The organism is Streptomyces iconiensis, assembly GCF_028657195.3.
GTDB classification, from domain to species: Bacteria; Actinomycetota; Actinomycetes; order Streptomycetales; family Streptomycetaceae; genus Streptomyces; species Streptomyces iconiensis.
On record NZ_JANCPR020000005.1, the window covers coordinates 246824 to 271273 of the forward strand.

A 24450-nucleotide genomic window follows, 5' to 3' on the forward strand; every position below is an offset into this window, starting at 1 on the left:
AAGAGTTGGAAGGCTGACCCATGCCGCTCGCACTGCTGGCGCTCGCCGTCGGAGCCTTTGGGATCGGGACGACCGAGTTCGTGATCATGGGGCTGCTGCCCGATGTCGCGGCCACATACGGCGTCTCCATCCCGACGGCCGGATATCTGACCACGGGCTATGCGCTCGGTGTCCTCGTCGGCGCTCCCGTCTTCGCGATCCTCGGCGCACGGATGTCCCGGAAACGGATGCTGATGCTGCTGATGGGCCTGTTCATCGCGGGGAACCTGATCTCCGCTGTGGCCCCCGTCTTCGGCGTGATGCTCACGGGGCGCGTGATCGCCTCGCTCGCACACGGCACGTTCTTCGGTATCGGTTCCATCGTCGCCGCGGGACTTGTGGCGCCGCAGCGCAAGGCTGCCGCGCTCTCCATGATGTTCACGGGGCTGACCATGGCCAACGTCGTGGGCGTCCCCCTGGGCACGCTGCTGGGGCAACAGGCCGGATGGCGTTACACCTTCGTGGCCGTCGCCGGACTCGGCGTACTTGGCCTCGTGGGAGTGGCCGCCCTGGTGCCCGGGGACGCGCGGCCCGGGCGGCGGGGGAAGGCCGCGGGGGCGGACGTACCGGCTGGTGAACCGGCCGACGGGCGGGCAGGCGCAGGGCTGCGCAGTGAGCTGGCCGCCTTCCGCAATGTGCAGGTGCTGCTCGCGATGGGTATGACGGTCCTCGGCTTCGGCGGGGTCTTCGCCGCGATCACCTATGTGGCGCCCATGGTCACCGAGGCGGCCGGGTACGCCGACTCGTCCGTGACCTGGCTGCTGGTCCTCTTCGGCGTCGGCATGGTGATCGGCAACCTTGTCGGCGGGCGCCTGGCCGACCGTGCGCTGATGCCGCTCCTGTTCACGGCGCTGACGGGGCTGGCGCTCGTGCTCGGCCTGTTCGCTTTCACGGCGTACGACAAGGTCGCCGCCGCGCTGACCCTCGCACTGATCGGCGCCTTCGGGTTCGCGACCGTGCCGCCGCTCCAGAAGAGAGTCCTGGACCAGACGGTGGGCGCGCCCACGCTGGCCTCCGTCATGAACATCGGCGCCTTCAACCTCGGCAACGCGGTGGCCGCCTGGCTCGGCGGGCTCGTCCTCGGCGCCGGACTCGGGCCCACCTCTCCTAACTGGGTCGGTGCCGGGCTCGCGTTGGGCGCCCTGGGCCTCGCTGTGCTCGCGGCCCGGCTGGAGCGGCGGGCTCGCGTACGTGTGGGGAGGTCGTCGTTGCCGTTCTCCCCTCCGAACGCTGAAGCTGCCGCCCCCGTGCCGTCAGGCCCCATGGTTTGAGGAGGGAGACCGCCGTCACGAACACGTACGTGCACAGCGAGACGATGGGCGGGGCGAGCACGTTGGGGAGGGTGACTGGTTCGCCGGTGGTGACGTCGGTTACCGCGCCGTTGATGTGCGTACGGAAGACGAGCAGGCTGGCGGTGGCGGCTGCGAGGGTGACCCAGAACTTCGTGTAGACCCAGCGGTGCCGTGCCAGGCCCCAGTGGCTGTAGAGCGAGAGTGCGAGCCCGGTGAGCAGCGTGGTCAGGGCGAGCGGTGCGATCAGCCAGTCGCCGAAGACCTTCATGGAGCGGTACGCGGCCTCGGCAGCCGCAGCGGAGGCCGTGGTCGCGCCGGTGACGGCGAGCGCCAGCAGGCACAGCGTCACGCCGAGCCAGCCGACCGAGGCGCTGACGTGGAGGACGAGGGTGGCCCTGCGGGCACGGCGGGGGAGTCGCTGCATGCGGACGAGGTTCCCGTGCCGCGCCAGGGCGGGGCGTCCGACGGCGGGAGTATCCCCCGGTACTCGGCGCCGAGTACGTCAGTGCGTGCGTATGCGCGGCTCCGCGGGCCTCCGGGCGCCGACCGCTTCGCCGTGAGCACGCGCCTACGTGTGTACGGCGTGGTCGTACGATCGGCGGTATGGCTCTTCCCGCCCCGGCGGTCGCCCGCCGTGAAAAACGTTCCCGTCTGCACCTGTTCGACCTCGATGGCACGCTGATGTACGGCTCGGCCGCCCCGGTGGAGATCTCCCAGCAGCTCGGTGTCGAGCGGGAGATCCAGGAGCTGGAGCACGCCTTTGCGACGCGTGCGCTGGCACCGTCCGAGTTCGCCGTGCGCGCGTGTGCGCTCTGGGCCGAGCTGACGGACGAGGTCGTCGCTGCCGCCTTCGACGGGGCGCCATGGCTGGAGGGCATTCGCGAGGTGTGGGCGGAGATAAGGGAGCGTGGGGAGCACTGTGCGGTGATTTCCCTCTCGCCGGATTTCTTTGTGCGGCGACTGCTGGACTGGGGCGTGCATGCTGCGCACGGTTCGCGCTGGCCGGAGGTTCCGACCGTAATGGCGAGCGGAAGCGGGAAGTATCCGCTGCATCCGGTCGACCCCTCGGGCATTCTCACACCGGCGGCCAAGGTGAAGATCGCGCGGAAACTCTGTGCCGAATTCGAGGTGTCGCTGGATGACTGCGTTGCCTACGGCGACTCGATGTCCGACGCCGAACTCTTCGCCGCCGTACCGGTTTCCGTGGCGGTCAACGCCGACCAGCACGTACGTGGTATCGCCTCGCACGACTACACCGGGCGCGATCTGCGCGAAGCCTACGGACTCGTCTCCGTCGTGCGTTAATTCGCCTCTCACCCGTACATGTCGGGCCCGCGTTCCTCCTCCGGCGCTCGCCGATATCCGTACGGTGCATACGCGGTATACGCCCGGTAGTCGACAACCGACCGTCGACGTCACGCACTCGCCGCGCCGTCATGTGCCCTGCCTCCTCGTCGTGTTTTGCCTGCTGAGTGCGGTGTCCGACATGGATTCGCGGCGCTCTCGCGGCAGTTCCAGCCCTCTTCCGTGGCCGGAATCACGGATATTCCGTGGAACCGCGAACGGGGGTTGTGGAGTGAAGTCCTCACGGTATGGTCGGTCCCATTCGCGGGGGTCGGATTACCAGAACGTCTGGAAGACGGGCGTGCGCAGACCGTCCGGAAGAAGAGGTACGAGGCGAGGCGAGCATGGCCAGCAGGTCGGGCGTGTCGGGCAGCGAGGGTGCGTTCGCCGGTGACAACGGCGGACGGGGCTGGTTCAGTCCACCCGAGTCCGTTCCTCCGGAGTCGGAGAAGCTTCTTTCGGAGCAGGTTCCTTCAGGGCAGGTTCCTTCAGGGCAGGTTCCTTCAGGGCAGGTTCCTTCGGAGCACCTTTCGCCGGATCACCTTCCGGCGGAGCAGGTTCCTTCGGAGCGTCCCTCGCCGGAGCGCCTTCCTCCGGAGGCGTCGTCCGTTGCTCCCGCGTCGGGGTCCGTTCCTCCGGAACCGGGCGGTCCGCGCGAGACACAGGCGCCCCCTCACGCGGCGTCCTCCGGTCCCGCGGCGCCCAGCTCCGACGCGGCACTTGTCCAGGCCACCCTCCAGGAACTGGAGGGCTCGGCCGACGCGGCCACCGCGTACTTCTACGCGCTGCTCTTCGTGCAGTACCCGCAGCTGCGGGAGATGTTCCCCGCGTCCATGGACACCCAGCGCGACCGGCTCTTCCACGCGCTGCTGACCTCCGTACGCCTCTACGACGACCCCAAGGTCCTCGCCGACTACCTCTCAGGACTGGGCAGGGGGCACCGCAAGTACGGGACGCTTCCCGCGCACTACCCCGCCGTCGGGGAGTGTCTGATGGCCGCGCTCAGCCAGTACGCGCCCCGCAGTTGGGGCCCGCGCACCGAGGCCGCGTGGGTGCGGGCCTACACGGCGATCTCGCAGATCATGATCGACGCCGCCGCCGAGGACGAGCGCCGGGCGCCCGCCTGGTGGCAGGCGGAGATCGTCACCCACGAGCAGCGAACGCCCGAGATCGCCGTGATCACGGTGCGGCCCGACCAGCCGTACCCGTTCCGGGCCGGGCAGTACACGAGCATCGAGACGCCCTGGTGGCCGCGCGTATGGCGGCACTACTCCTTCGCTTCGGCGCCGCGCTCCGACGGGTTGCTCACCTTCCACGTCAAGTCCGTTCCCGCCGGCTGGGTCTCCACCGCGCTCGTCCAGCGCGCACGCCCCGGCGACGTGCTGCGGCTCGGGCCCCCCAACGGCTCCATGACCATCGACCACCGCGCCGACAGCGGTCTGTTGTGCCTCGGCGGTGGCACCGGCATCGCGCCGATCAAGGCGCTGGTCGAGGATGTGGCGGGCCAGGGCAGGAGCCGCCCCGTCGAGGTGTTCTACGGCGCGCGCACCGATCACGACCTCTACGACCTGGACACCATGCTGCGCCTTGAGCAGCGCTACGACTGGCTGGCCGTGCGCCCCGTCGTCGCGGCAGGACCGGCACCCTCCGCCGCCTATGCGGCGCTCGCGGGGCAACTCCCCGAGGCCGTACGCAGGTACGGCCCTTTCGCGGCCTACGACGGCTATCTCTCAGGCCCCCCTGGGATGATCAGGACCGGCGTGGAGACGCTGGTGGGGCTAGGAATCCCCACCCACCGCATACGGCACGACTCCCTGGAGGAGCTGGTGGCGACGGGGGGCTAGGTGTATCGCATTTGAGGGAAGGGGAGTTCGGCGTGACGGCGAGTACGGCGGACGGTGAGGGAATGGCGCACGGGGCCGGGCGGCCACGGCCGGGAAGTGAGGGCGAACACGCCCTTCAGCGGCGGATCGGCTCCAGTGGCCGCGCCGACCGGTTCTACGACGAGCAGGTGCTCGACCATCTCAACGAGCGGATGCGGGAGTTCACGCGTCAGCAGGAGATGTTCTTCCTGTCCACGTCCGACCGGAACGGCGAGTGTGACAGCAGTTTTCGCGCGGGACCGCCCGGATTTCTACGGGTGCTGGACGAACGGACGCTGGTGTTCCCCGAGTACCGGGGCAACGGCGTCCATGCCAGCCTCGGCAACATCCAGGACAACCCGCATCTGGGCATCCTCCTCATCGATTTCGTACGGGCGAGGATCGGGCTGCACATAAACGGTTCTGCCGAGGTCATGGAGGACGCCGACCTGCGCGCCACCGTCCCCGATCTGCCGGACGACCCCGTTCCCGGCCGCCGTGCGCTGCTGTGGGTGCGGGTGACGGTGCAGGAGGCGTACATCCACTGCGCCAAGCACATACCCCACCTCCAGAAGGCACCCCGGCGTGCCGCACGGGACTGGGGCACCGACGACTACAAGCGGAAGGGCGGCGACTTCTTCGGCGCCGCGCGGGATGCGCGGGATGCGCGGGACGCGGGGGACGTGAGCGGTGGGCGTGACACCCGGGTCGCGGGGGGCGTACGGGTCGCGGGGGCCGGACCGGTGACGGGAGCGGCATGGGAGTCCGGGGTGGCTCAGGAGCCGGGCCGGACCCGGGAGGCGGAGGCTGCTCGGGAGCCGGTAGCGGCGGCTTGGGATGTGCCCGAGATCATGAACGTGCCCAAGGTTCGGGATGTGCCAGAGAACCGGAACGCGCCCGAGACTCGGAACGTGCCAGAGACGCACGAGGCGGTCGAGGTCGGCGCTTCGCTCTCAGCACGTGAGGCAGACGAGCCAAGCGGAGCCCGCGATGCAAGCGGCGCCCGCAAGCCGGACGGCGCGCGCGAGCCAGGCGGGGCCCGTGAGTTGACCGGTGGGCATGCGGTACCGGGCCAACGCCGGCCGCACGCCACGCACGAGGTGCCCGGGCCGCGCGAGGATCCCCGGCCGATGGCCATGCCCGGGCACGGGAACGGCTCCTTCACACCGGCCGCGCCGCCCTCAGGCGCGGGCACTTCTCCGTCCGCTGAACCCGCCCAGCCCACCGCGCCCTTCGCCGTCTCGGCCGCCATCTCCGCGCGTACCGAGAGCGATACGGCAGGCCCCGTACGCGATGTGTCCGCATGGCGGGAGCAGGCCGAACGCGCCCTGGCCGAGGCCCGCCGCAGGGGAGCTGAGCACGAACCTGCCCCGTTCCAGGGCTGGTTCGGGTAAGGGCCGCCCGGGACAGGACAGGACAGGACGGGACAGGGCAGGACGGGGTGGGCGGGCTGACCGGTGCTGGATCGGCGGGCGTTCAGGTCAGGACAGGTCAGGTCAGGTCGGGGGCGAGCAGTGCCCGTACGCCCTCGATGTTCGCGGCGAGGTAGGAGCGCAGCGTCGGCGGGACGACCTCGACGGAGGTGAGACCCGCGGGGGTGAAGGGGACGCGCACGATCTCGTACTCCCCGCAGGGCTCCTCCACCTCGGGGCCGTGCCGGCGCCCGGGGTCCATGGAGACCAGGCGGCAGACGAAGAAGTGCTGCACCTTCACGCCCCCGGGCGTCTCCTCCGGGTCGCGCACCGTGTCCACGAAGGCCGGGACGACATCGGCGACCTTGGCGCCCAGTTCCTCGTCGACCTCGCGGTGCAGCGCGTCCTCGACCGTGCGGTCGACGCCGGGTTCGACGCCGCCGCCCGGGGTGATCCAGTACGGAGCAAGCCCGGGCTTGGTGCGTTTGATGAGGATCAGCTCTCCGGGGCGTCCGTCGTCCGCGAAGAGGATGGCGCGTGCGGTGCGTTTGACCACCGGGCTCTCGTCGGTCATGGGAGAAGGTTTCGCCGGTGGCGGGGGCGCCAAACCCGGCCTGCGCGCCTCACCAGTGCACGGCGGCGCGTAACAGCCATTCGTGGGCACGTGCGATGTGCGGGAGCGCGAGCGTACCGGCGCGTACGGACAGGAAGTACGTCCGCAGCGGCGGCACCGGCGGGTCGTACAGCGCGACGATCCGCCCCGTCTCCAGTGCCTCCGTACACAGGTAGCGGGGCAGCACCGCCATCCCCGCTCCCGCCGCGACGCACTCCAGCGCGGCGCGCAGATCCGGTGCGACCAGCGCGCCGGTACGGACGGGCTCGGCGTCGAACACCGCGCCCCAGTAACGCGAGGCCAGCGGCATGCTCTCGTGTACGTCGATGACCGGCACGCTCTCCAGCGGACCCGGCCCCTTCGCGCGCAGCACGGCGGCGCTGAGCCGTGCGGCCCAGCGGGGAGCCGCCACCAGGATGTGCTCCTCGTCGCACAGCGGAGTCGTGCTCATCAGCTCGCCACGGGGACGCGCCGTGCTCAGCGCCAGGTCGTAATGGCCCGCCGCCAGCCCGTCCAGGCTCTCCTCCGCCGAACCGAACGCGGCCCGTAACGCCATTCCGCGCTCCACCAACGGCGCCAGCGCGGGCAGGGCGCGCAGCGACGTGAACTCCGGGGGCCCGGCGAGATACAGCGTGCGCCCCGTGGCCTCCTCACCGAGCCTGCTCTCGGTGATCTCCATCAGCGCGTCGAGATGCGGCGCGACCCTGTGCGCCAGCTCCTCACCCACCGTGGTCGCCGCCACCCCACGCGCCTGCCGCACGAACAGCGGCCTGCCCATCTGCCGCTCCAGAGACCTGATCTGCCCGGTCACGGCCGGTTGCGACAGCCCGAGCAACGCCGCTGCGCGCGTGAACGACCCCGCCCGGTGCACCGCGAGAAAGGTGCGCAGCAGGGCCAGGTCCATAGCGCCTCCGACTCCGCTTCGGTCACTGAGGGTTCGCAACGATAAATATCTCGATAGGTCTATGTCGATACTGTGATTGGACACTGACGCAGAGTCAACTAGCCTTGTGTGAGCGCTGCTTCGCGCGTAGCGCCGGGCGGTTCGTGACACGAGGGGGGAGCCACGAACCGCCCCTCTCCTCGCACGCGCCCACCCGAAGCCGGCCGCATGACCCGCTCAGGACCCTCCCATGCCAGGCCCTCCACCGCTCCCCGCACGCAGATGTCCGGCACGCGGATCGCCGTACGGAGCGACCAGCCGGACCACCTCCCCCGCGTGCACGCCGGCCTCCGCGTCGGCACCCGACCGACGCAGCGCGTGGGCCAGACCGTTGAGTGCGAGCGCCGTCTGCCAAGGGTCGCCGAGTTCACGGTGAACGGCGGCGGCACGCCGCTGAAAGGCGGCGGCCTCCTCGAAGCGGTGCAGCGCGGCGTAGGTGTTGCCCGCCCCGTGCCAGGCCCGTGCCTCACGTGAGCGGTCGCCGAGGACGCGGTGGAGGGCGGCGGAACGCTGGTAGGAGACGAGCGCCTCGTCGGCGCGTTCGGCGGCGAGTTGGGCGGCGCCCAGCTCCAGCAGCCAGAACCCCTCCCACGCCCTGTTGCCGAAGCGCCGCGCGATGTCCACGGCGTGCTGTGCCGACAGGAGAGCCTCGTGGGTGTGGCCCTGTTCGCGTTGCACGCCGCTCAGCAGGTGCAGGGCGTTGGCCTCGGCACGCTCGTCGCCTCGTGCCCTGTGCTGGGCGAGGGCCTGTTGCACCAGAGTGAGGGCTTCGGGGAGCCGCCCGGCCTCGTAGGCGACGGTGGCCAGGTTGGTGGTCAGCGTCGGGCCCCAGTGCGGGGAGCCCGTCTCCTGGAAGAGGTCCAGGGCGCGGGTGAACGTGTCCCGGGCGGCTTGCAGCGAGCGGGCTCGCAGCTGTACGAGGCCGAGTGCGTTGAGCGCGAGTGCCTCGCCGAGCCGGTCGCCCAGCTCCCGCCGGATGGTGAGCGCCTCCTCGTGATGCCGGGTCGCCTCGGTGAGGCGCTGGGACTGTGCGGCGGCCTTGCCGAGGCTGCTGAGTACCTCCGCCTCGCCGAACCTGTCGCCTTCCCTGCGCGCTGCGCGCAGTCCGGTCTCGCCCATCGCGAACCATTCCTCGAACGGGTTGAGACGCGCGTGCACCGGGCGCAACAGGGCGGGGAAGCGCCAGGCGAGGCCGTCCAGGCCGATGTGCTCGGCCGTGCGCGCGGCGTCGAGCAGGTTGACGCGCTCCTGCTCGTACCAGCGCACGGCCTCTTCGTGGTCGGCGAACGCGAGCGGCTCGACGCCCTCGGGCGGCGGGTCGAGGGGGACCGGCGGTTCATCGGGTTTGACGCGGCGGCGTGCGGCGTCGCAGGTGTGGAGGTACCAGGACAGGATGCGCAGCAGCGCGGCCTCACGGCCCTCGTACGGCTCCTCGTTCCGTGCCTGGTCGATGGCGTAGGCGCGCAGGAGGTCGTGGAACTCGAAGCGGTCGGGCGCGGTCTGCGCGAGAAGGTGTGTGCCGACGAGTACGTCCAGCAGACGCCGGGCGCCCGCCGTGTCGACGCCGGCGAGCGCTGCCGCTGCCGGGGTGCCGAACTCCGACCCGGGGTGCAGCCCGAGCAGGCGGAAGAGCCGGGCGGCATCCTCGGGCAGCGCCCGGTAGGACCACGCGAAGACCGTGCGTACGGCCTCGGCCTCCTCGTCGTCGCCGACGGTGAGCGCGTCCCACAGCGCGGACTCGTCGCGCAGGTCCCTGACGAGGTCGTCGAGGCTCATGTAGGGGTGGGTGGCCGCGCGTTCGGCCGCGATGCGCAGGGCGAGGGGGAGGTGTGCGCACAGCCGCGCCAGTTCGGTGAGCCGGTCCGCGTCGTCGTACGGCCTGTACTCAGCCGTGATGGTGCGCAGCAGCGCTACCGCCTCCTCCTCGGCGAGCGTGCCGAGCGTGATCCGCCGTGCACCGTCCCGTACGGCGAGCCCCGACAGCCTGCTGCGGCTGGTCACGATGGCCAGGCAGCCGGCGGCGCCGGGCAGCAGGGGCCGTACCTGGGCGACGGTCGCCGCGTTGTCGAGGACGACGAGCATGCGCCGTTCGGCCAGCAGTGAGCGGTACAGCGCGGCCCGGGACTCCGCGTCGGCGGGGATCGCGGTGGCGGGGACGCCGAGGGCGCGCAGGAAATGGGAGAGCGCCTCCTGCGCGGTGACGGGCGCCCCCGGGTCGTAACCGCGCAGGTTCACATACAGCTGTCCGTCGGGGAAACGGGCACGGGTCAGGTGTGCCCAGCGCAGCGCGAGGGAGGTCTTGCCGGCGCCCGCCGTCCCCGCGATGAGGCAGACGCACACGAGGAGGGGTTCGGCTTCGTCGTCGGTCAGTACGGCGTCGAGGCGCTGGATCTCCTCGCTCCGGTTGACGAATCCCCTTACGTCGCCCGGGAGTTGGCGTGGGGTGGGGGGCCCGCTGCGGTGTGCGGAGGGCGGCGCGGTGTGGAAGTGCACGCCGCCGCTGACGTCGCGTGCCTGGACGACGTCTCCCGCCGAGCCGGACAGGTGAGGGCCCGCACCCCGAGGACCGCCGGGTTCCTTGGGGTGCCCTTCTCCGCTCCTGTCCTCGTTGATCGCTCTACTCCGGTTGTGAGCAGGGGAGACCGGTCAGATCCGGTACTTCGCGGGCGCAATAGGATTCCAGTTCCTCGCCTCTCTCGTAGAGTTCGCCGATGAACTCCTCCCAGCGGGTGACGGCGGCGGAATCGGTGACTCTCACGGCGCCTTCGAGAATTCCCCCGGCGTCGTAGAGGATCTGGTAGAGGGTGTGTCCTGCGAGGGTGACGATTTCCGGAAGTGGTTCTTCCGATTCCGTTGTGGCGAGGTGTTCTGGGCTCACCACGCGGATTCCTCCCAGGAGTTCGGCACGTACGCGCAGCGAGTTCAGCTCCCACCGCAGATATGGCGTGAGGGGTTTTTCCACGACGCGTACCCGGAAGAAATGGGACCTGTGCCGTTCCGATGTACGTCCCAGTTCGGTCAGGCCGTCGCGGGACCGCTCGATGAGGCGCGAGGCGGTGACCAGATCGCCTCGGGAGAAAGCCTGCCAGCTGGCGTTGGACGGCTCCTGGAAGGTCTGCCTGCGCTCCAGCTTCCAGCAGTCCCGGCCGTCGACCGACCAGCGCAGGTCACGGAAGTCCTGTCGGTACGCGTGGGAGGAGAGGTGTTCGCCTCGGGAGATGTCGAGGCCGGGATGCTCAAGACGAAGCATCAGGGATGTCCGGTTTCGCCGCGCTCAGAGTGTTGCCGGGAATGACGACCAGCCGCTCGCCCTCTGCGATGTGGGCGTCAGCGGGCAGGCGGGACCTGTAGGCAGAGGTGAGATCGCGCCCGATGACGGCTATGTCGCCGTTGTCGAGCTGCCAGATATCAGGACAGGTGTCGTCGTCATTCGTGTTCCCGAGTTCGCGCGGGGATTTCCCTAATCGTCGAACGATCGTCGCGGACGGGTCCGCTTCCCAATGGGGTTCCCTGGGGGAGTCCACAGAAGGGTCCATCGTTGTTCCTCCGTCACGGGCGTGTGTGAAGCGGAGTTGTCGGTGACAGAGTGTACGAGCCACCCTCACCGACCGCAATGGGACGGGAACGGCGCTGGGGCCACAGGTGTTCCCCGTGGCCCCAGTTCCGCATGGGAGTTCTGCAAGGGTGTTGCGGTACGGCCCGAATAACCGCTTCAGACGGTCAGTCGGTGGCCAGGGGCAGGTAGACGCGATTGCCTGCGGCGGCGAACTCCCGTGATTTCTCCGCCATTCCGGCCTCCACCTCGTCCGGTGAGAGGTCCGCACGGTCCGAGAGATCGGAACCGTGTTTCGCGCGGATCTCATGACTGATCTTCATGGAACAGAATTTCGGCCCGCACATGGAGCAGAAGTGGGCCGTCTTGGCGGGTTCGGCGGGGAGGGTCTCGTCGTGGTAGGCGCGGGCCGTCTCGGGGTCGAGGGCGAGGTTGAACTGGTCTTCCCAGCGGAACTCGAAGCGCGCGTCGGACAGCGCGTCGTCCCAGTCCTGCGCCCCTGGGTGGCCCTTGGCCAGGTCGGCGGCGTGTGCCGCGATCTTGTAGGTGATGACGCCGGTCTTCACGTCGTCGCGGTCGGGCAGACCGAGGTGTTCCTTGGGCGTGACGTAGCAGAGCATCGCGGTGCCCCACCAGCCGATCATGGCGGCGCCGATGCCGCTGGTGATGTGGTCGTACGCCGGGGCGATGTCCGTCGTCAGCGGGCCCAGGGTGTAGAACGGCGCCTCGTCACAGATCCGCTGCTGGCGGTCGACGTTCTCCTTGATCTTGTGCATCGGGACATGGCCCGGGCCCTCGATCATGGTCTGTACGTCGTGGTCCTTGGCGATGCGGTTCAGCTCGCCGAGGGTGTCCAACTCGGCCATCTGCGCCTCGTCGTTGGCGTCGGCGATGCAGCCGGGGCGCAGTCCGTCGCCGAGCGAGAAGGTGACGTCGTAGGTGCGCAGGATCTCGCACAGTTCGGCGAAGTGCGTGTAGAGGAAGCTCTCCTGATGGTGCGCCAGGCACCAGGCGGCCATGATGGAGCCGCCGCGCGAGACGATGCCGGTCTTGCGGCGCGCGGTGAGCGGGACGTAGCGCAGGAGGACGCCCGCGTGCACGGTCATGTAGTCCACGCCCTGCTCGCACTGTTCGATGACGGTGTCCCGGTAGACCTCCCAGGAGAGTTCCTCCGCCTTGCCCTCGACCTTCTCCAGTGCCTGGTAGAGCGGCACGGTGCCGATGGGGACGGGGGAGTTGCGCAGTACCCACTCGCGGGTCGTGTGGATGTTGCGGCCCGTCGAGAGGTCCATGACGGTGTCGGTTCCCCAGCGGGTCGCCCAGGTCATCTTCTCGACCTCCTCCTCGATGGAGGAGGTGACGGCGGAGTTGCCGATGTTGGCGTTGACCTTCACCAGGAAGTTCTTGCCGATGATCATCGGCTCGGTCTCCGGGTGGTTCACGTTGGCCGGGAGAACGGCCCGGCCCGCCGCGATCTCGTCGCGTACGAAAGCGGCCGACAGGTTCTCGCGGACGGCGACGTACTCCATCTCCGCCGTGATCTCACCGCGCTTGGCGTACGCGAGCTGGCTGACGGAGGCACCGTCGCGGCCCCTGCGCGGCTGGCGGGGCCGGCCGGGGAAGACCGCGTCCAGGCCGGCCAGGTCGGTCGTACCGCCGCGTACCAGACCGCCGCGCGGTGAGGTGTGCTTGAGGCCGTCGTCCTCGGGCCGCAGCTCGCGGCCCGCGTACTCCTCGGTGTCCCCGCGCTGGATGATCCAGTTCTCGCGGAGCGGCGCGAGGCCGCGGCGTACGTCGGTTTCGATGTTGGGGTCGGTGTACGGGCCTGACGTGTCGTAGAGCGTCACGTCCTTGCCGTTGGTGAGATGTACGCGACGGACCGGGATCCGCATGTCGGGACGCGGTCCCTCCAGGTACCCCTTGTGCGATCCGATCGCGGTTTCCGCATGCGCGTGTGCGTCCTGCGCGGTCATGAGACCCACTCCCTACGCCGGCATTACCCGGTAACAGGTTCGGCGGTCGGCGCAGCCGTTTCCGTGGGGTCCACGGACATCAGCGCCCTCTCAGCCCCGTGCTCGGAGCTCCCGCGATGTGCAAAGGCGTCTCTACGCTAACGGCACAACGCGCGTGCTGAACACCCCGCCTGGACGTTCTTGCGATGATCGGTCGGTGACCCAATCCCATTCGCACGGCCACAGCCACAGCCACGGTCCCCCCGCACCCGTCTCCCGGCACCTGCGCAAGGTGATCGGCGCCGTGCTGATCCCGTTCGCCGTCGCGGTGCTGGCCGGACTGGTCACGCTGTGGCCGGGAGGTGCGCCGGGGCATCCGCACGACCACTCGGGCGTCGGCTTCGACCGGCCCACGTACCCGGCGAAGGTGACGCAGCTGACCGAGGTGGACTGCGAGGACGTCAACGTACGACAGCCCTCGCAGTCCGGCGGCTCCGGCGGCGCGGGTGGCGCGGGCGGTGGCGCGGGCGGTCAGGCTCCCGGCGGCGAACAGGGGGGCCAGGGCGGGCAGGGCGCCTCCGGAGGCGCCGACGGCTGCCGTAAGGCGACCGTGGAGGTCACCAAGGGCAGGGACGACGGCCACCGCTTCACCGAGGTCGTCACGCCGGACGCCACGCGGAAGTTCACCGTGGGTCAGAAGGTCGTCGTCGCGTACGCCGAGAAGGCGCCACGCGAGCTGCAGTACAGCGTCATCGACGCGAACCGCGACGTGCCCATGGTGCTGCTCGCCGTGATCTTCGCACTCGTGGTGGTGCTGGTGGGCCGGCTGCGCGGAGTGCTGGCACTGGTGGGGCTCGTGGTGAGCTTCGCCGTGCTGACGCTGTTTATCCTGCCCGCGATACTTCAGGGTTCGAACCCGCTGGTGGTGGCGGTGGTCGGAGGCAGCGCCATCATGCTGGCGACGCTCTATCTGTGCCACGGGCTGTCGGCGCGTACGTCCGTCGCGGTGCTGGGCACGCTGATCTCGCTGCTGCTGATCGGGCTGCTGGGCTCCCTGTTCATCGGCTGGGCGCAGCTGACGGGCAACACGGACGACCAGACGGGCCTGGTGCACGGGCTGTACCCGAACATCGAGATCCAGGGCCTGCTGCTGGCCGGGGTCCTGATCGGCTCGCTCGGCGTGCTCGACGATGTGACGGTGACCCAGACGTCCGCCGTGTGGGAGCTGAAGGAGGCGGATCCGACGGCGGGTTGGCGCAAGCTCTACCGTTCCGCGATGCGCATCGGCCGCGATCACATCGCGTCGGTGGTCAACACGCTGGTACTGGCCTACGCGGGCGCCGCGCTGCCCCTGCTGCTGCTGTTCTCGATCGCGCGCAGCGATGTGTCGATGGTGGCCACCAGCGAGGTGGTCTCCGAGGAGATCGTACGGACGCTCGTGGGTTCGATCGGACTGGTGGCCTCGGTCCCCGTGACGACGCTGCTGGCGGCCCTGGTGGTCTCGGCCGACCGGAGGCGGGCGCCCGCCGCGGGCCCCGGTGCCGGGGAGCACACGGGCCCTGTGCCGTCCGTGCCCGTACCGGGGGCCCCGCGGGGCGACCAGGCGCAGGGCGTGCCCGGGGCGCCGGGAGTCCCCGGCCCCTCCGTGCCACGCCCGGGCACGCTCGACGAGGTGGCGCCGGGGCGTGCTCCGCTCACCAGTCGCCGCGGGAAGAGGAGGAAGCCGAAGTGAAGCGCCGTACGAGGTAGATGACACCGCCGACGAGCGCGACAAAGAGAAGGATCTTGAACAGTACGCCGATGAGGAAACCGACCACGCTGGCGATCAGGCCGCCGAAGACGACCAGTGCGATCACGGGTATGGCGATCCACTTGATCCACCAGGGAAGGCCGGAGAGTGTGCCCTTCGCGTCCATGACGTGTGCTCCGTTCTGGGAACGTCGTGGACGCTCCCGGCTGTTCGCGGGTGATGTCGTGATGCCGCCTTCTGACCTCGATGTTAGGCGGCGGGGCAAGCCGGCGGGGCGCCCGCAGCCCGGGTCCTCCCCTGAACCCGACCCCTACGGAACCCTGAAACGGCGCCCCGAGAGCGGCACCCCGGGGCTGGAGGGCTGCACTCCCCGGAGCCTGGGCCGGGGGGCGGGACCTGGGCAGCCGGGCCCGCACTCCTGGCGCCCGCACTCCCGCCGCCCGCCGCGGTGGCTTCAGCTCTCCGGTGGCGAGAAGACGACCAGGACGCGCAGGTCCTCCGAGATGTGGTGGAACTTGTGTGCCACCCCCGCCGGTACGTACACGACGCTCCCCCGCGCGACCGGCTCGGTCTCCTCGCCCACGGTGACCGAGGCGCGCCCGCTGACGACGAAGTACACCTCGTCCTGCCCGTGCGGCTGCTGGCGGTCGGCGGCGCCGCGGTCGAGCGCGTAGAGGCCGACGGACATGTTCCGCTCGCGCAGGAACGTCAGATACGCGCCGTCGTTGACGGCCCTCTCGGCTTCGAGGTCCTCCAACTTGAACGCCTTCACCGCTGCCCCACTCCCCGCACCCCTTGAGACTTCTGAGCCGGCTTCTGTAACGATCTCAGCATGACGAATTTCCTCATCAAGACGCTGGCCAACGCCGCGGCGCTCGCCGTGGCCACATGGCTGCTCAGCGATATCTCGCTGACCGGCGGCGACGGTGGCAACAAGACCCTGACCCTGATCCTCGTCGCCCTGATCTTCGGCGTCGTGAACTTCGTGGTCAAGCCGATCGTCAAGCTGTTCTCGCTGCCCCTGCTGGTCCTCACGCTGGGCCTGTTCACGCTGGTGATCAACGCGCTGATGCTCCTGCTGACCTCGTGGCTGGCGGACAAGTTCGACCTGAACTTCCACGTGGACGGCTTCGGCACCGCGCTGCTCGGCGGCCTGATCATCTCGATCGTGTCCTGGGCGCTGCACATGGTGCTCCCGGACAAGGACTGATGACGGCCCCGCCCGACATGAACCCGGAGAAGGAAGGACCGGAGAAGGAAGGACGGGAGAAGGAAGAGATGTACCGCGTCTGTTTCGTGTGCACAGGCAACATCTGCCGCTCCCCCATGGCCGAGGCCGTCTTCCGCGCGAAGGTGCGCGACGCCGGGCTCGACGGGCTGGTGGAGGTCGGCAGCGCGGGAACGGGGAGCTGGCACCTGGGCGACCCGGCCGACCCGCGTACGAACGCCGTACTGGAGGACGCGGGTTACGAACTCGCCCACGTGGCGCGGCTGTTCGAGCCTGACTGGTTCGACACGTACGACCTGGTGGTCGCCCTCGACGAGGGCCATGAGACGGAGCTGACCGCCCTGGCCCGGCACAGCACCGAGGCCGCGAAGGTGCGGCTGCTACGCTCCTACGACCCCGCGGCTGACCAGGGCGACCTCGGGGTGCCCGACCCGTACTACGGCGGAGCGAACGGCTTCGATGTGTGCCTGGCCATGGTGGAGGCGGCCGTTCCGGGACTGCTGGACGAGGTCACGCAGGCCGTCGAGGTGCGGGAGGCCCGCTGATGTCCGCACACTCGGGGCCCGGAAGGCACGGGCGGCCGGCACCGGGAGGGCAGCCCGCGCAGGACGGGCCGCCCGGCCCCGTGGCCCGCGCGGGCGCACTGCTCGCGCGGGCCGTCGTCTCCGCCACCCCGGTCGGCGGCGGCTCGATCTGCGACGCGTACCACGTGGGCCTGGACGACGGCTCAGCCGCTTTCGTCAAAACGCTGGACAGTGCTCCGTCCGACTTCTTCGCCGCCGAGGCGGCCGGTCTCGCACGGCTGCGCGAGACCGGGGCCGTCGCGGTGCCCGAGGTGTACGGCGCCGGGCGCGATGTGCTGGTGCTGGAATGGGTGGAGCCGGGCGTTCCCGACGCCGCGCAGGCCGAGCGCCTCGGCCGTGACCTGGCGGCGCTGCACGCGTCGCCCGCACCGTCCTACGGCACCCCGGGCGAGCCCTGCTATCTGGGCCCGCTCCCGCTGACCTCACCGGCGGAGCCCGTCACGGATCCGGCCGCATGGCCGGTGTTTCACGTGGAACACCGGCTGCTGCCCCTGCTGCGCGCCGCCGTGGACAGCTCCCGTATCGCGGCCCCGGACGCGCGCGCCGTCGAGACGCTGTGCGCCCGCCTGGCCGAGGGCGGCGCGGCGGCCGAGGCCGTGGCCGGCCCGCAGCAGCCGCCCGCCGTCATCCACGGCGACCTGTGGTCCGGCAATGTGCACTGGGCGGCAGGGGACACCTCCGGGACGGGATCAGGGGCAGGCCGCGCCCGGCTCATCGACCCGGCAGCGCAGGGCGGCCACCCCGAGACGGACCTGGCGCTGCTCGACCTGTTCGGCACCCCGCAACTGCCCCGGCTGCTCGCCGCCTACGAGGAGGTGCGCCCTGTGCCAGGCAGGGCGGCGCGTGTACCGCTCCACCAGTTGCAGCACCTGCTGGCGCATGCCGTCCTCTTCGGCGGCGGTTACGGTGCTCAAAGCGGCGCCGCAGCCCGCGCGGCGCTGGCCTGAACCCCCGTCCGACCAGCAGAAAGGGCCCTCCATGGCACAGAACGACGAGCCCCTGACGGGCCCGGAGCTCGACTACGGCCCCGCAGGCGACGCGGACGCCACCCGCGTCGTCCGCGCCGGCCTCCCGGAGGAACGGCCCTACGAACCCCCGCTGCCGGGGCCGGTGTTCGCCGCGCACTATCACCTGCCGGGTGAGGTGGAAGGCGCCCCGTACGCCTACGGGCGGGACAGCAACCCCACCTGGACGGGCCTGGAGCGCGCGATCGGCGAGCTGGAGTGCCCCGGGGACGAGCGGACCGAGGTGGTCGCCTTCGCCTCGGGCATGGGCGCCATCTCGGCGGTGCTCCTGTCCCAACTGCGCCCGGGCGACGTGGCGGTGCTCCCCTCCGACGGCTACAACCTGCTGGCCTCCTTGCGCGAGCGGCTCGAAGGCTTCGGCGTCGAGGTACGTACGGCGCCCACCGGCCGCGACGCCCAACTCGCCGAGCTGGACGGCGCGAAGCTGCTGTGGATCGAGACGCCCTCGAACCCCGGCCTGGACGTGTGCGACATCGCGCGCCTCGCGGAGGCGGCACACGCGGGAGGCACGCTCGTCGCCGTCGACAACACCCTCGCCACCCCCCTGGGACAGCGCCCGCTGCACCTCGGCGCCGACCTGTCCGTCGCCAGCGGCACCAAGGCGCTGACGGGCCACGGAGATGTGCTGCTCGGCTATGTCGCCTGCCGGGACGCGGAGTTGGCGGCCTCGGTACGGGCCTGGCGCAAGACGGTCGGCGCGATCCCGGGGCCCATGGAAGCCTGGCTGGCACACCGTTCGCTGGCGACGCTGGACATCCGTACGCAGCGGCAGGCGGGCAACGCGCTCGCGGTCGCCGAGGCGCTCCTCAGCCGCGAGGAGGTCAGCGACGTACGGCACCCCGGGCTGCCGGGCGACCCCTCGCACACGCTCGCCGCACGGCAGATGAGCCGCTACGGCTGCGTCGTCTCCTTCACGCTGCCCGACAGGGAGTTCGCCGACAGGTTCCTGTCCGCCGTGCGCCTGGTCGGCGACGCGACGAGCTTCGGCGGTGTGCGCTCCACGGCCGAGCGGCGCGGGCGCTGGGGCGGCGACGAGGTGCCCGAGGGCTTCGTGCGGCTCTCGGTGGGCGTCGAGGACGCCGCTGATCTCGTACGGGACGTACGCCATGCCCTGGACACCGCGGCCAACGGCACGGCTCCCGGCTGACCTTCCGGTTCAGGCCCGCCCCGGGCCAGGGCGCTGGGTCGGGGCGCGCGTCCTCGGATCAGGGCGCTGGAACGGTCCTGGCGGTCGGGGATCAGGACGGCGGGTGGTCGGGGCCGCCGTAGTCCGGGCTGGAGAAATCGGGGCTGGAGAAGCGGGGCCGCGTCTCGGACTGGTCGGGCGATTCGGACGAGGGGCGGCTGGAGAAGCCCGGCTGGGAGTAGCCCAACGTGCGCCGCTCCCCCGGGACATATGCCGTCGGCGCCTGTTCGGAGCCTCTCGGGTCCGCGAGTGCCTCGCGCAGGAACGGCACGATGCCCCGCTCCATCAGCGCCTCGCGCCAGGCCGTACGCGCCAGGGCCACCTCCTCGGCCAGGCCGCCGGCGCCCGGATCGCCGGCCTTCGCGCCTCTGGCGTCCCCCTGCGCGCGCACCGAGCTCGACCCGTTGCGCAGGGCGGCCAGCAGCAGGCCCGCCATCGCGACGAGGACCCCGGCGGCGGCCAGCGCGGCGAACACCCAGCCGACGCTGCGGATCGGTCCGGCGACGGCGGGCTCGGGGGAGAGGAGATGCAGCGCGTATCCCAGCAGCAGGAAGATGACGGCTGCCGTGCCCGCGAGCACGGGGGCCAGCACCGAGACCATCGCGACCAGCCCGGCGCCTGTCGCCTCGGCGAGTCCGTCACCGCCGCCGCCCATGGCGCCCGCGAGCCTGCCGCCTACGCTCTCGCCGCGCTCGATCCGGGCGCCGGCGCCGGGCTCAGAACCGAGCCGGGACACGGTGCCGTTGGCCGGGGCGCCGCCGGAGACGGAGGGCGCGTTGTCGGGATGGCGCAGTTCCTCGCGCAGCCGTACGAACTGCTGGTACTCGGCCTCCGCGCACGCGGCTATCGCAGTGGCCGCACTGAGCGCCATGGTGCGCAGTTGCTCGGCGTTCAGCCGTTGGCCGATCGCCGCCAGGTCGGGGCGTCGGTGAGCGGTTCGCAGAGCCTCGTCGAGGACCCGCTCGAACTCGGGCCGGTCTTCGCGTAGCAGGTGCGGAGCGCTGTTCATGTGCATCCCCCGATGCTCCGTAGGGCCTCTGGTGGCCGGTCGAGGGCGGGGCAGGTCAGCAAAGCGGAGTACTCGTTTCGGCAAGGCCGATGGTAGAGCGCTTCCGGCACTCCGTGACAGAGAGTTTCCAGAATTGACCCGCTACAGCGATGCCCCCCAGCCGATCACTTCTGGGGAAACGTCTGCCCGGGAATCAGCGCGCGAATCAAAGGCGCGTCAACGAACACCCCGTGCGCCCCCTCACTGCACAAGCGGCAGCTGCGCGATAAGGAGCTTTCCGGCCATCGTGACGCCGCCGTCCATGGCGACGGCGAGACCGTCGGCGTAGACGTGCGGCCCCGTCACCTTCGGTGCGCTCTCCTCGCCGTCACTGTCGGCGCTGTCCTCGCTGCCGACCTGGCCCAGCAGATACGGGATGGGGCTGTGCCCGTGCACGATGCGCTTTCCGCCGAAGGTGTCCAGCAGTTCCCGCACGGCGGGCGGGCCCGCCTCCTCGTCGCGGAAGGCGAAGCGCTTGGTGAACTTGCGGAACAGGTCCCAGGTCTCCTCGGCGTCGTTGCGCTGAATCGCCTCGGTGAGCGCGTCGTTGACGTCCTCGATCGTGCGGCCGTAGTCGAGGTAGCAGGACGCGTCGGAGTGCACCATCAGGTGGTGGTCGGCGAGGGCGATGGCGTCCAGCCGGGACATCCACTGGAGGTGGTGGTCGCGCAGCCGTTCCATATCGGTGCGCTGGCCGCCGTTGAGCAGCCAGGCCGCCTGGAAGGAGGCGGTGCCTGCGCCGGAGTTGATCGGTGTGTCACCGAACCGTTTGGCGCCCAGCAGCAGCAGTTCGTGGTTGCCCAGCAGGGCCTTGCAGTACCCGCCGGCGGCAGCTGCCTCGGCCGAGAGCTGCATGACCAGGTCGATCACGCCGACGCCGTCGGGTCCCCGGTCGGTGAAGTCGCCCAGGAACCAGAGCCTGGCGTTCTCCGCGATCCAGTGGTCCTCGGCGTCGATGATCCCGAACTGCCGCAGCGCGGCGCGGAGTTCGTTCAGATAGCCGTGCACGTCCCCGACGACGTACAGCGGACCCTCGCCGTCGTTCCCCGCCGTCGCCGCCGGTACGTCCACCATGGTGGGCTCGGGCACACCCTCGGCGCCGCCCCGGATGACCGGGAGGTCACGTGCCGTTGGCGTGTACTCCTGCGGCATGGTGCCCTCCGTACCTGGCGCGGCACCCGGCACCTGCCCCGGCTCGGGCTCTGGCCCCGGCTCGGGATCGGAGGCGCCGGACGCATGCGGTGGCCCGGAGGCCCCGGGCCCCATGCCGGCGGCATCGGGTACGGAACGGAGGGGAGGGCGGCTCGCAGGCTCGCCCGCGCGGGCGCCCGCTCCGTCTGCCGCCGTCCCGCCGTTCCATACGTCGGGTCCCTGACCGGCCCCCTGAGTCATCGACCCCTCCACCATCGCGCCGCCGCCGTGCACCCGCCGGACCTCCCCCGTCCCCGTGTGGGCCCCGCGGCCCATGGAGATTCTCCCAGCCGCTGGTCGAAACGGACTGGGAACTGTTCCCAGGTCGGGAGCCGGTCCCGGTGTCGTCCGCCCCAGCCTTCGACCGGGGGTGCACCCAATCATAGGAACGCTGAGCGTGCCTTGTGACGCACCCGGGGCCCGCATTTGGCGAGGTGGACCGGCGCGGTGGGAATTCCTCCTGAATTCTCCGGTTCTCGGACCCCGGGAGTTCGCTGTCCGCCGTGGTGGGAAGCCGTCAGTCGGGCGCGCGCGGCGCGCTGACCGTGGTCCGTGCGCCCTGGCGCTGCGAGGACGTACGCACCACGAGGTCGGTCGGCATCACGCGCTGTGTCGGGAGCGTGGGCCCGATCCCCTCGATCGCGTCGATGAGGAGCTGGATCACGGTGTTGCCGATGCGCCCCGGTTTGAGCGACAGCGTGGTGATCGGCGGCTCTGTCGTGGCGTAGACCGTCGACTCGCTGCAGCACACCAGCAACAGGTCCTCCGGAACCCGCAGTCCGTACCGGCGCGCCGCGGCGAGCAGGTCGGTGCCGTTGGGGTCGAAGAGGCCGTAGACGGCGTCCGGCCTGTCGGGCCTGGCCAGCAGCCGGTCGGCCGCTACGGCGCCCGCGCAGGGGTCGTGCGCGGGATAGCTCTCGTAGACCGGGTCCTGCCCGACCTGTTCGCACCACTCCAGATAGGCGGTGGTGGACAGCCGGGTGTACGTGTCCGTGCTGGTGCCGGTCAGCAGCCCGATGCGGCGGGCACCGGACTCGGCGAGGTGGTCGAGGAGGCCGCGTACGGCGTCCTCGTGGTCGTTGTCCACCCATGCCGTGACCGGGAGGGAGCCGCTGGGGCGCCCGTCGGAGACGACCGGGAGCCCGGAGCGGACCAGCTCGCTGACGACCGGGTCCTCGTCGGACGGGTCGATGACGACGGTGCCGTCCAGCGCGACGTTGGCCCAGACGTCGAAGGGGCTGTGGCGGGCCGGCGCGGGCAGGATCACCAGCGCGTACCCCCGCGCCAGCGCAGCCGAGGTGGCCGCCCTGGCCATCTCGGCGAAGTAGGCGAACTCCGTGAAGGTGAACGGTTCTTCGCCGTATGTCGTGACCGTGAGGCCGATCAGTCCTGACTTGCCCGTACGGAGCGTGCGGGCCGCGGCCGACGGGCGGTAGCCCAGCCGTTCGGCGACCTCGCGGACGTGCCTGCGGGTGACGTCCGGGAGCCTGCCCTTGCCGTTGAGGGCGTCGGAGACAGTTGTGATGGAGACACCGGCCGCGGCGGCGACATCCCTGATGCCTGCCCGTCCGTTCAGCCGGGTCCCCCCGCCTTTCTGGGGACGCCGCCCGGCCGGGGGCTGGGGGAGGGATGCCGGTGTCCGGCTCACCTGATGCTTCTCTGCTGCTGTCATGGCGACCCGATCGTAGGCCCGCAGGAGCCCCTGCGCGGAGGGAAGCGGGCCCGTCGGGGCAGGCACGTTTCTGCATGAGCGACAGCGCGAGCCGACCATGGAAAGCCCAGGTCCGGTGGGGGAGGCCGGGCCTCGCGGCCGGTCCGAAGGGCCTTCTCCCCGGTGGATTCACGAGGTTGCGGAGAGGTCTCAACTCACCTTGATGAGCGACGCGCGCCACCGCGTTCGCCACCAGCGCGAGGGGCGTGCGTCCACGGGACCCGTAAAGGGCGTACGCCGGGTGGGGGAATTCTCTTAGGGTGAAGAGTATTGGTGTGGACGGGACGGCCGAGGAGGAGCAGCGGTGAGTGAGAAGACCGAGCACGAGAGCCAGGACAACCGGAGCGCGGGGACGCCGAGGCTGCGTGCGGCGCTGGAGAGCGTGCCCAGCTACAAGCCGGGGCGCCCGGCCGCGGCCGGCGGGCCTGTGTCCTACAAGCTGTCGTCCAACGAGAACCCCTACCCCCCGCTGCCCGGAGTGCTGGAGTCGGTGACCGAAGCGGCGGCCTCCTTCAACCGTTACCCGGACCTGGCCTGCTCCGCGCTGCTGGCCGAGCTGGCCGAGCGCTTCGACGTGCCCGTCTCGCACCTCGCCAGCGGTACGGGGTCCGTCGGCATAGCGCAGCAGCTCATCCAGTCGACGGCGGGCCCGGGGGACGAGGTGATCTACGCCTGGCGTTCGTTCGAGGCGTACCCGATCATCACGCGGATCTCCGGCGCGACCGCGGTGGAGGTGCCGCTGACCGCGGCCGAGGAGCACGACCTGGACGCGATGGCTGACGCGATCACGGAACGCACGCGCCTCATCTTCGTCTGTAACCCCAACAACCCCACGGGCGTGGCCATCCCGCGCGAGGAGCTGGAGCGCTTCCTGGACCGGGTGCCGGCGGATGTGCTGGTGGTGCTGGACGAGGCGTACCGCGAATTCGTCCGCGACGAGCGGGTCGCGGACGGTATCGACATCTACCGCGACCGCCCCAACGTGTGTGTGCTGCGGACCTTCTCCAAGGCGTACGGGCTGGCCGGGCTGCGGGTGGGCTTCGCCGTCGCGCACGAGCCGGTGGCCGCCGCGCTGCGCAAGACGGCGGTGCCGTTCGGTGTGAGCCAGCTCGCACAGGACGCGGCGGTCGCCTCGCTGCGCAGTGAGGCGGCGCTGCTGGAGCGGGTGGGTGCGCTCGTGGAGGAGCGCACCCGGGTCGGCCGGGAGCTGCGGGCCCAGGGGTGGACCGTGCCCGAGTCGCAGGCCAACTTCGTGTGGCTGCGGCTCGGCGAGCGGACTTCCGCTTTCGCGGAGGCGGCCGAGGCGGCTGGGGTGACGGTGCGGGGCTTCGCCGGGGAGGGCGTACGGGTCTCCATCGGGGAGACCGCGGCCAATGACATCTTTGTGCAGGTCGCTGCGGGGTTCCGTAAGGAGATGTAGCGCCTGCCTTGCGCTGCCTTGTGGGGCACCCCCTCTCCGGTCCGGGGAGGGGGTGCCCCTTGCTGTGTTTTGCGGGCTGTCCGTGCTCCCCCAAGCTCTTCGAGCAGGGAGGTGCCGGCATGGCTTGGCGCGCCCCTTCGGGGCGCCTTGCCCCCGTCGCTGTTGCGGCGGGGGTGCTCTTTTTTGGGGTGTGCGACCCCCGGTGACATGTCCGGATTGGGCGCGCGTAGGGTTGCTTGTGAATGTGAACGCATTCACGACCGCGTCTATTGGTCCCAGTAAATCTGCCTATGGACG

General features: G+C 70.7%; 21 protein-coding genes and 1 pseudogene. 10 read left to right on the forward strand and 12 right to left on the reverse strand.

Going from position 1 to position 24450, the window contains the following annotated elements; all coding sequences use genetic code 11:
* The first annotated feature begins 20 nt into the window (after positions 1 to 20).
* On the forward strand, positions 21 to 1310 hold the full coding sequence (locus NMN56_RS06985; RefSeq protein ID WP_274042885.1) for an MFS transporter: 1290 nt from the start codon (positions 21 to 23) through the stop codon (positions 1308 to 1310).
* Here NMN56_RS06985 and NMN56_RS43220 read toward each other — a convergent pair.
* Positions 1276 to 1755 (reverse strand): annotated as a pseudogene (locus NMN56_RS43220) (DUF2269 domain-containing protein); the annotation flags it as partial. The gene NMN56_RS06985 and the pseudogene NMN56_RS43220 overlap by 35 nt on opposite strands.
* A 179-nt stretch (positions 1756 to 1934) precedes the next feature.
* On the opposite strand from NMN56_RS43220, the gene NMN56_RS06990 reads away from it, so the two are divergent.
* The 3 genes from NMN56_RS06990 to NMN56_RS43225 all read left to right on the forward strand — a co-directional run bounded on the left by NMN56_RS06990 (position 1935) and on the right by NMN56_RS43225 (position 5931).
* Complete coding sequence (locus NMN56_RS06990) at positions 1935 to 2636, forward strand: HAD family hydrolase (protein WP_274042887.1); 702 nt, start codon at positions 1935 to 1937, stop codon at positions 2634 to 2636.
* Positions 2637 to 3019: 383 nt separating this feature from the next.
* Positions 3020 to 4519: a globin domain-containing protein gene (locus tag NMN56_RS06995; RefSeq protein WP_274042888.1), complete on the forward strand. Its 1500-nt coding sequence runs from the start codon at positions 3020 to 3022 to the stop codon at positions 4517 to 4519.
* A gap of 32 nt (positions 4520 to 4551) precedes the next feature.
* Complete coding sequence (locus tag NMN56_RS43225) at positions 4552 to 5931, forward strand: pyridoxamine 5'-phosphate oxidase family protein (protein WP_430542489.1); 1380 nt, start codon at positions 4552 to 4554, stop codon at positions 5929 to 5931.
* Between the two features lie 97 nt (positions 5932 to 6028).
* Here the strand turns inward: NMN56_RS43225 and NMN56_RS07005 are convergent, their stop codons facing one another.
* The 6 genes from NMN56_RS07005 to thiC all read right to left on the reverse strand — a co-directional run bounded on the left by NMN56_RS07005 (position 6029) and on the right by thiC (position 13031).
* Positions 6029 to 6523: an NUDIX domain-containing protein gene (locus tag NMN56_RS07005; protein ID WP_274042890.1), complete on the reverse strand. Its 495-nt coding sequence runs from the start codon at positions 6521 to 6523 to the stop codon at positions 6029 to 6031.
* 49 nt (positions 6524 to 6572) lie between these two features.
* Positions 6573 to 7466, reverse strand: coding sequence for a LysR family transcriptional regulator (locus NMN56_RS07010; protein WP_274042891.1), 894 nt, complete (start codon positions 7464 to 7466; stop codon positions 6573 to 6575).
* Between the two features lie 216 nt (positions 7467 to 7682).
* Positions 7683 to 9998 (reverse strand): ATP-binding protein, encoded by a 2316-nt coding sequence (locus NMN56_RS07015; protein WP_274042892.1) that lies wholly within the window; start codon positions 9996 to 9998, stop codon positions 7683 to 7685.
* A gap of 124 nt (positions 9999 to 10122) precedes the next feature.
* Entirely contained in the window at positions 10123 to 10755 is a 633-nt protein-coding gene (locus tag NMN56_RS07020) for a DUF6879 family protein (RefSeq protein ID WP_274042894.1), read from the reverse strand.
* A complete protein-coding gene (locus tag NMN56_RS07025; RefSeq protein WP_274042896.1) occupies positions 10742 to 11041 on the reverse strand; it encodes a hypothetical protein in 300 nt (99 codons plus the stop codon). Before NMN56_RS07025 ends, NMN56_RS07020 begins: the two co-directional genes overlap by 14 nt.
* 184 nt (positions 11042 to 11225) lie before the next feature.
* Positions 11226 to 13031, reverse strand: a complete 1806-nt coding sequence (thiC, locus tag NMN56_RS07030; RefSeq protein WP_274042898.1) for a phosphomethylpyrimidine synthase ThiC — start codon at positions 13029 to 13031, stop codon at positions 11226 to 11228.
* Between the two features lie 196 nt (positions 13032 to 13227).
* Here thiC and NMN56_RS07035 point away from each other — a divergent pair, with 196 nt between their 5' ends.
* Positions 13228 to 14742, forward strand: coding sequence for a YibE/F family protein (locus tag NMN56_RS07035; protein ID WP_274042900.1), 1515 nt, complete (start codon positions 13228 to 13230; stop codon positions 14740 to 14742).
* Here NMN56_RS07035 and NMN56_RS07040 read toward each other — a convergent pair.
* Positions 14705 to 14926, reverse strand: a complete 222-nt coding sequence (locus NMN56_RS07040; RefSeq protein WP_274042902.1) for a DUF5326 family protein — start codon at positions 14924 to 14926, stop codon at positions 14705 to 14707. The two genes, NMN56_RS07035 and NMN56_RS07040, sit on opposite strands and share 38 nt — an antisense overlap.
* 288 nt (positions 14927 to 15214) lie before the next feature.
* The gene (locus NMN56_RS07045; protein WP_274042903.1) at positions 15215 to 15532 is read right to left on the reverse strand and encodes a cupin domain-containing protein; all 318 of its coding nucleotides are present in this window, start codon (positions 15530 to 15532) and stop codon (positions 15215 to 15217) included.
* 60 nt (positions 15533 to 15592) lie between these two features.
* Here NMN56_RS07045 and NMN56_RS07050 point away from each other — a divergent pair, with 60 nt between their 5' ends.
* From NMN56_RS07050 to NMN56_RS07065, 4 genes are all read left to right on the forward strand, one after another.
* On the forward strand, positions 15593 to 15970 hold the full coding sequence (locus NMN56_RS07050; protein WP_274042905.1) for a phage holin family protein: 378 nt from the start codon (positions 15593 to 15595) through the stop codon (positions 15968 to 15970).
* A gap of 68 nt (positions 15971 to 16038) precedes the next feature.
* Entirely contained in the window at positions 16039 to 16533 is a 495-nt protein-coding gene (locus NMN56_RS07055) for a low molecular weight protein-tyrosine-phosphatase (protein ID WP_274043114.1), read from the forward strand.
* Complete coding sequence (locus NMN56_RS07060; protein WP_274042907.1) at positions 16533 to 17519, forward strand: fructosamine kinase family protein; 987 nt, start codon at positions 16533 to 16535, stop codon at positions 17517 to 17519. Before NMN56_RS07055 ends, NMN56_RS07060 begins: the two co-directional genes overlap by 1 nt.
* Before the next feature lie 31 nt (positions 17520 to 17550).
* Entirely contained in the window at positions 17551 to 18744 is a 1194-nt protein-coding gene (locus NMN56_RS07065) for a cystathionine gamma-lyase (RefSeq protein WP_274042909.1), read from the forward strand.
* Positions 18745 to 18835: 91 nt separating this feature from the next.
* Here NMN56_RS07065 and NMN56_RS07070 read toward each other — a convergent pair whose 3' ends face one another.
* From NMN56_RS07070 to NMN56_RS07080, 3 genes are all read right to left on the reverse strand, one after another.
* On the reverse strand, positions 18836 to 19798 hold the full coding sequence (locus tag NMN56_RS07070) for a hypothetical protein (RefSeq protein ID WP_274042911.1): 963 nt from the start codon (positions 19796 to 19798) through the stop codon (positions 18836 to 18838).
* A 234-nt stretch (positions 19799 to 20032) separates the two neighbouring features.
* A complete protein-coding gene (locus NMN56_RS07075) occupies positions 20033 to 21238 on the reverse strand; it encodes a metallophosphoesterase (protein WP_274043115.1) in 1206 nt (401 codons plus the stop codon).
* Between the two features lie 301 nt (positions 21239 to 21539).
* Complete coding sequence (locus tag NMN56_RS07080; RefSeq protein ID WP_274042913.1) at positions 21540 to 22694, reverse strand: LacI family DNA-binding transcriptional regulator; 1155 nt, start codon at positions 22692 to 22694, stop codon at positions 21540 to 21542.
* Between the two features lie 343 nt (positions 22695 to 23037).
* On the opposite strand from NMN56_RS07080, the gene hisC reads away from it, so the two are divergent.
* On the forward strand, positions 23038 to 24153 hold the full coding sequence (gene hisC, locus NMN56_RS07085; protein ID WP_274042915.1) for a histidinol-phosphate transaminase: 1116 nt from the start codon (positions 23038 to 23040) through the stop codon (positions 24151 to 24153).
* The last annotated feature ends 297 nt before the right edge of the window (positions 24154 to 24450 follow it).

Coding starts and splice junctions, on each gene's coding strand:
- NMN56_RS07025 (WP_274042896.1), bottom strand. CDS start 11,041: ATGGACCCTTCTGTGGACTCCCCCAGGGAACCCCATTGGGAAGCGGAC.
- NMN56_RS06995 (WP_274042888.1), top strand. CDS start 3,020: ATGGCCAGCAGGTCGGGCGTGTCGGGCAGCGAGGGTGCGTTCGCCGGT.
- NMN56_RS07075 (WP_274043115.1), bottom strand. CDS start 21,238: ATGGTGGAGGGGTCGATGACTCAGGGGGCCGGTCAGGGACCCGACGTA.
- NMN56_RS07040 (WP_274042902.1), bottom strand. CDS start 14,926: ATGGACGCGAAGGGCACACTCTCCGGCCTTCCCTGGTGGATCAAGTGG.
- NMN56_RS06985 (WP_274042885.1), top strand. CDS start 21: ATGCCGCTCGCACTGCTGGCGCTCGCCGTCGGAGCCTTTGGGATCGGG.
- NMN56_RS07050 (WP_274042905.1), top strand. CDS start 15,593: ATGACGAATTTCCTCATCAAGACGCTGGCCAACGCCGCGGCGCTCGCC.
- NMN56_RS07010 (WP_274042891.1), bottom strand. CDS start 7,466: ATGGACCTGGCCCTGCTGCGCACCTTTCTCGCGGTGCACCGGGCGGGG.
- NMN56_RS07070 (WP_274042911.1), bottom strand. CDS start 19,798: ATGCACATGAACAGCGCTCCGCACCTGCTACGCGAAGACCGGCCCGAG.
- NMN56_RS07080 (WP_274042913.1), bottom strand. CDS start 22,694: ATGACAGCAGCAGAGAAGCATCAGGTGAGCCGGACACCGGCATCCCTC.
- thiC (WP_274042898.1), bottom strand. CDS start 13,031: ATGACCGCGCAGGACGCACACGCGCATGCGGAAACCGCGATCGGATCG.
- NMN56_RS07020 (WP_274042894.1), bottom strand. CDS start 10,755: ATGCTTCGTCTTGAGCATCCCGGCCTCGACATCTCCCGAGGCGAACAC.
- NMN56_RS06990 (WP_274042887.1), top strand. CDS start 1,935: ATGGCTCTTCCCGCCCCGGCGGTCGCCCGCCGTGAAAAACGTTCCCGT.
- NMN56_RS07065 (WP_274042909.1), top strand. CDS start 17,551: ATGGCACAGAACGACGAGCCCCTGACGGGCCCGGAGCTCGACTACGGC.
- NMN56_RS07060 (WP_274042907.1), top strand. CDS start 16,533: ATGTCCGCACACTCGGGGCCCGGAAGGCACGGGCGGCCGGCACCGGGA.
- NMN56_RS07005 (WP_274042890.1), bottom strand. CDS start 6,523: ATGACCGACGAGAGCCCGGTGGTCAAACGCACCGCACGCGCCATCCTC.
- NMN56_RS07055 (WP_274043114.1), top strand. CDS start 16,039: ATGTACCGCGTCTGTTTCGTGTGCACAGGCAACATCTGCCGCTCCCCC.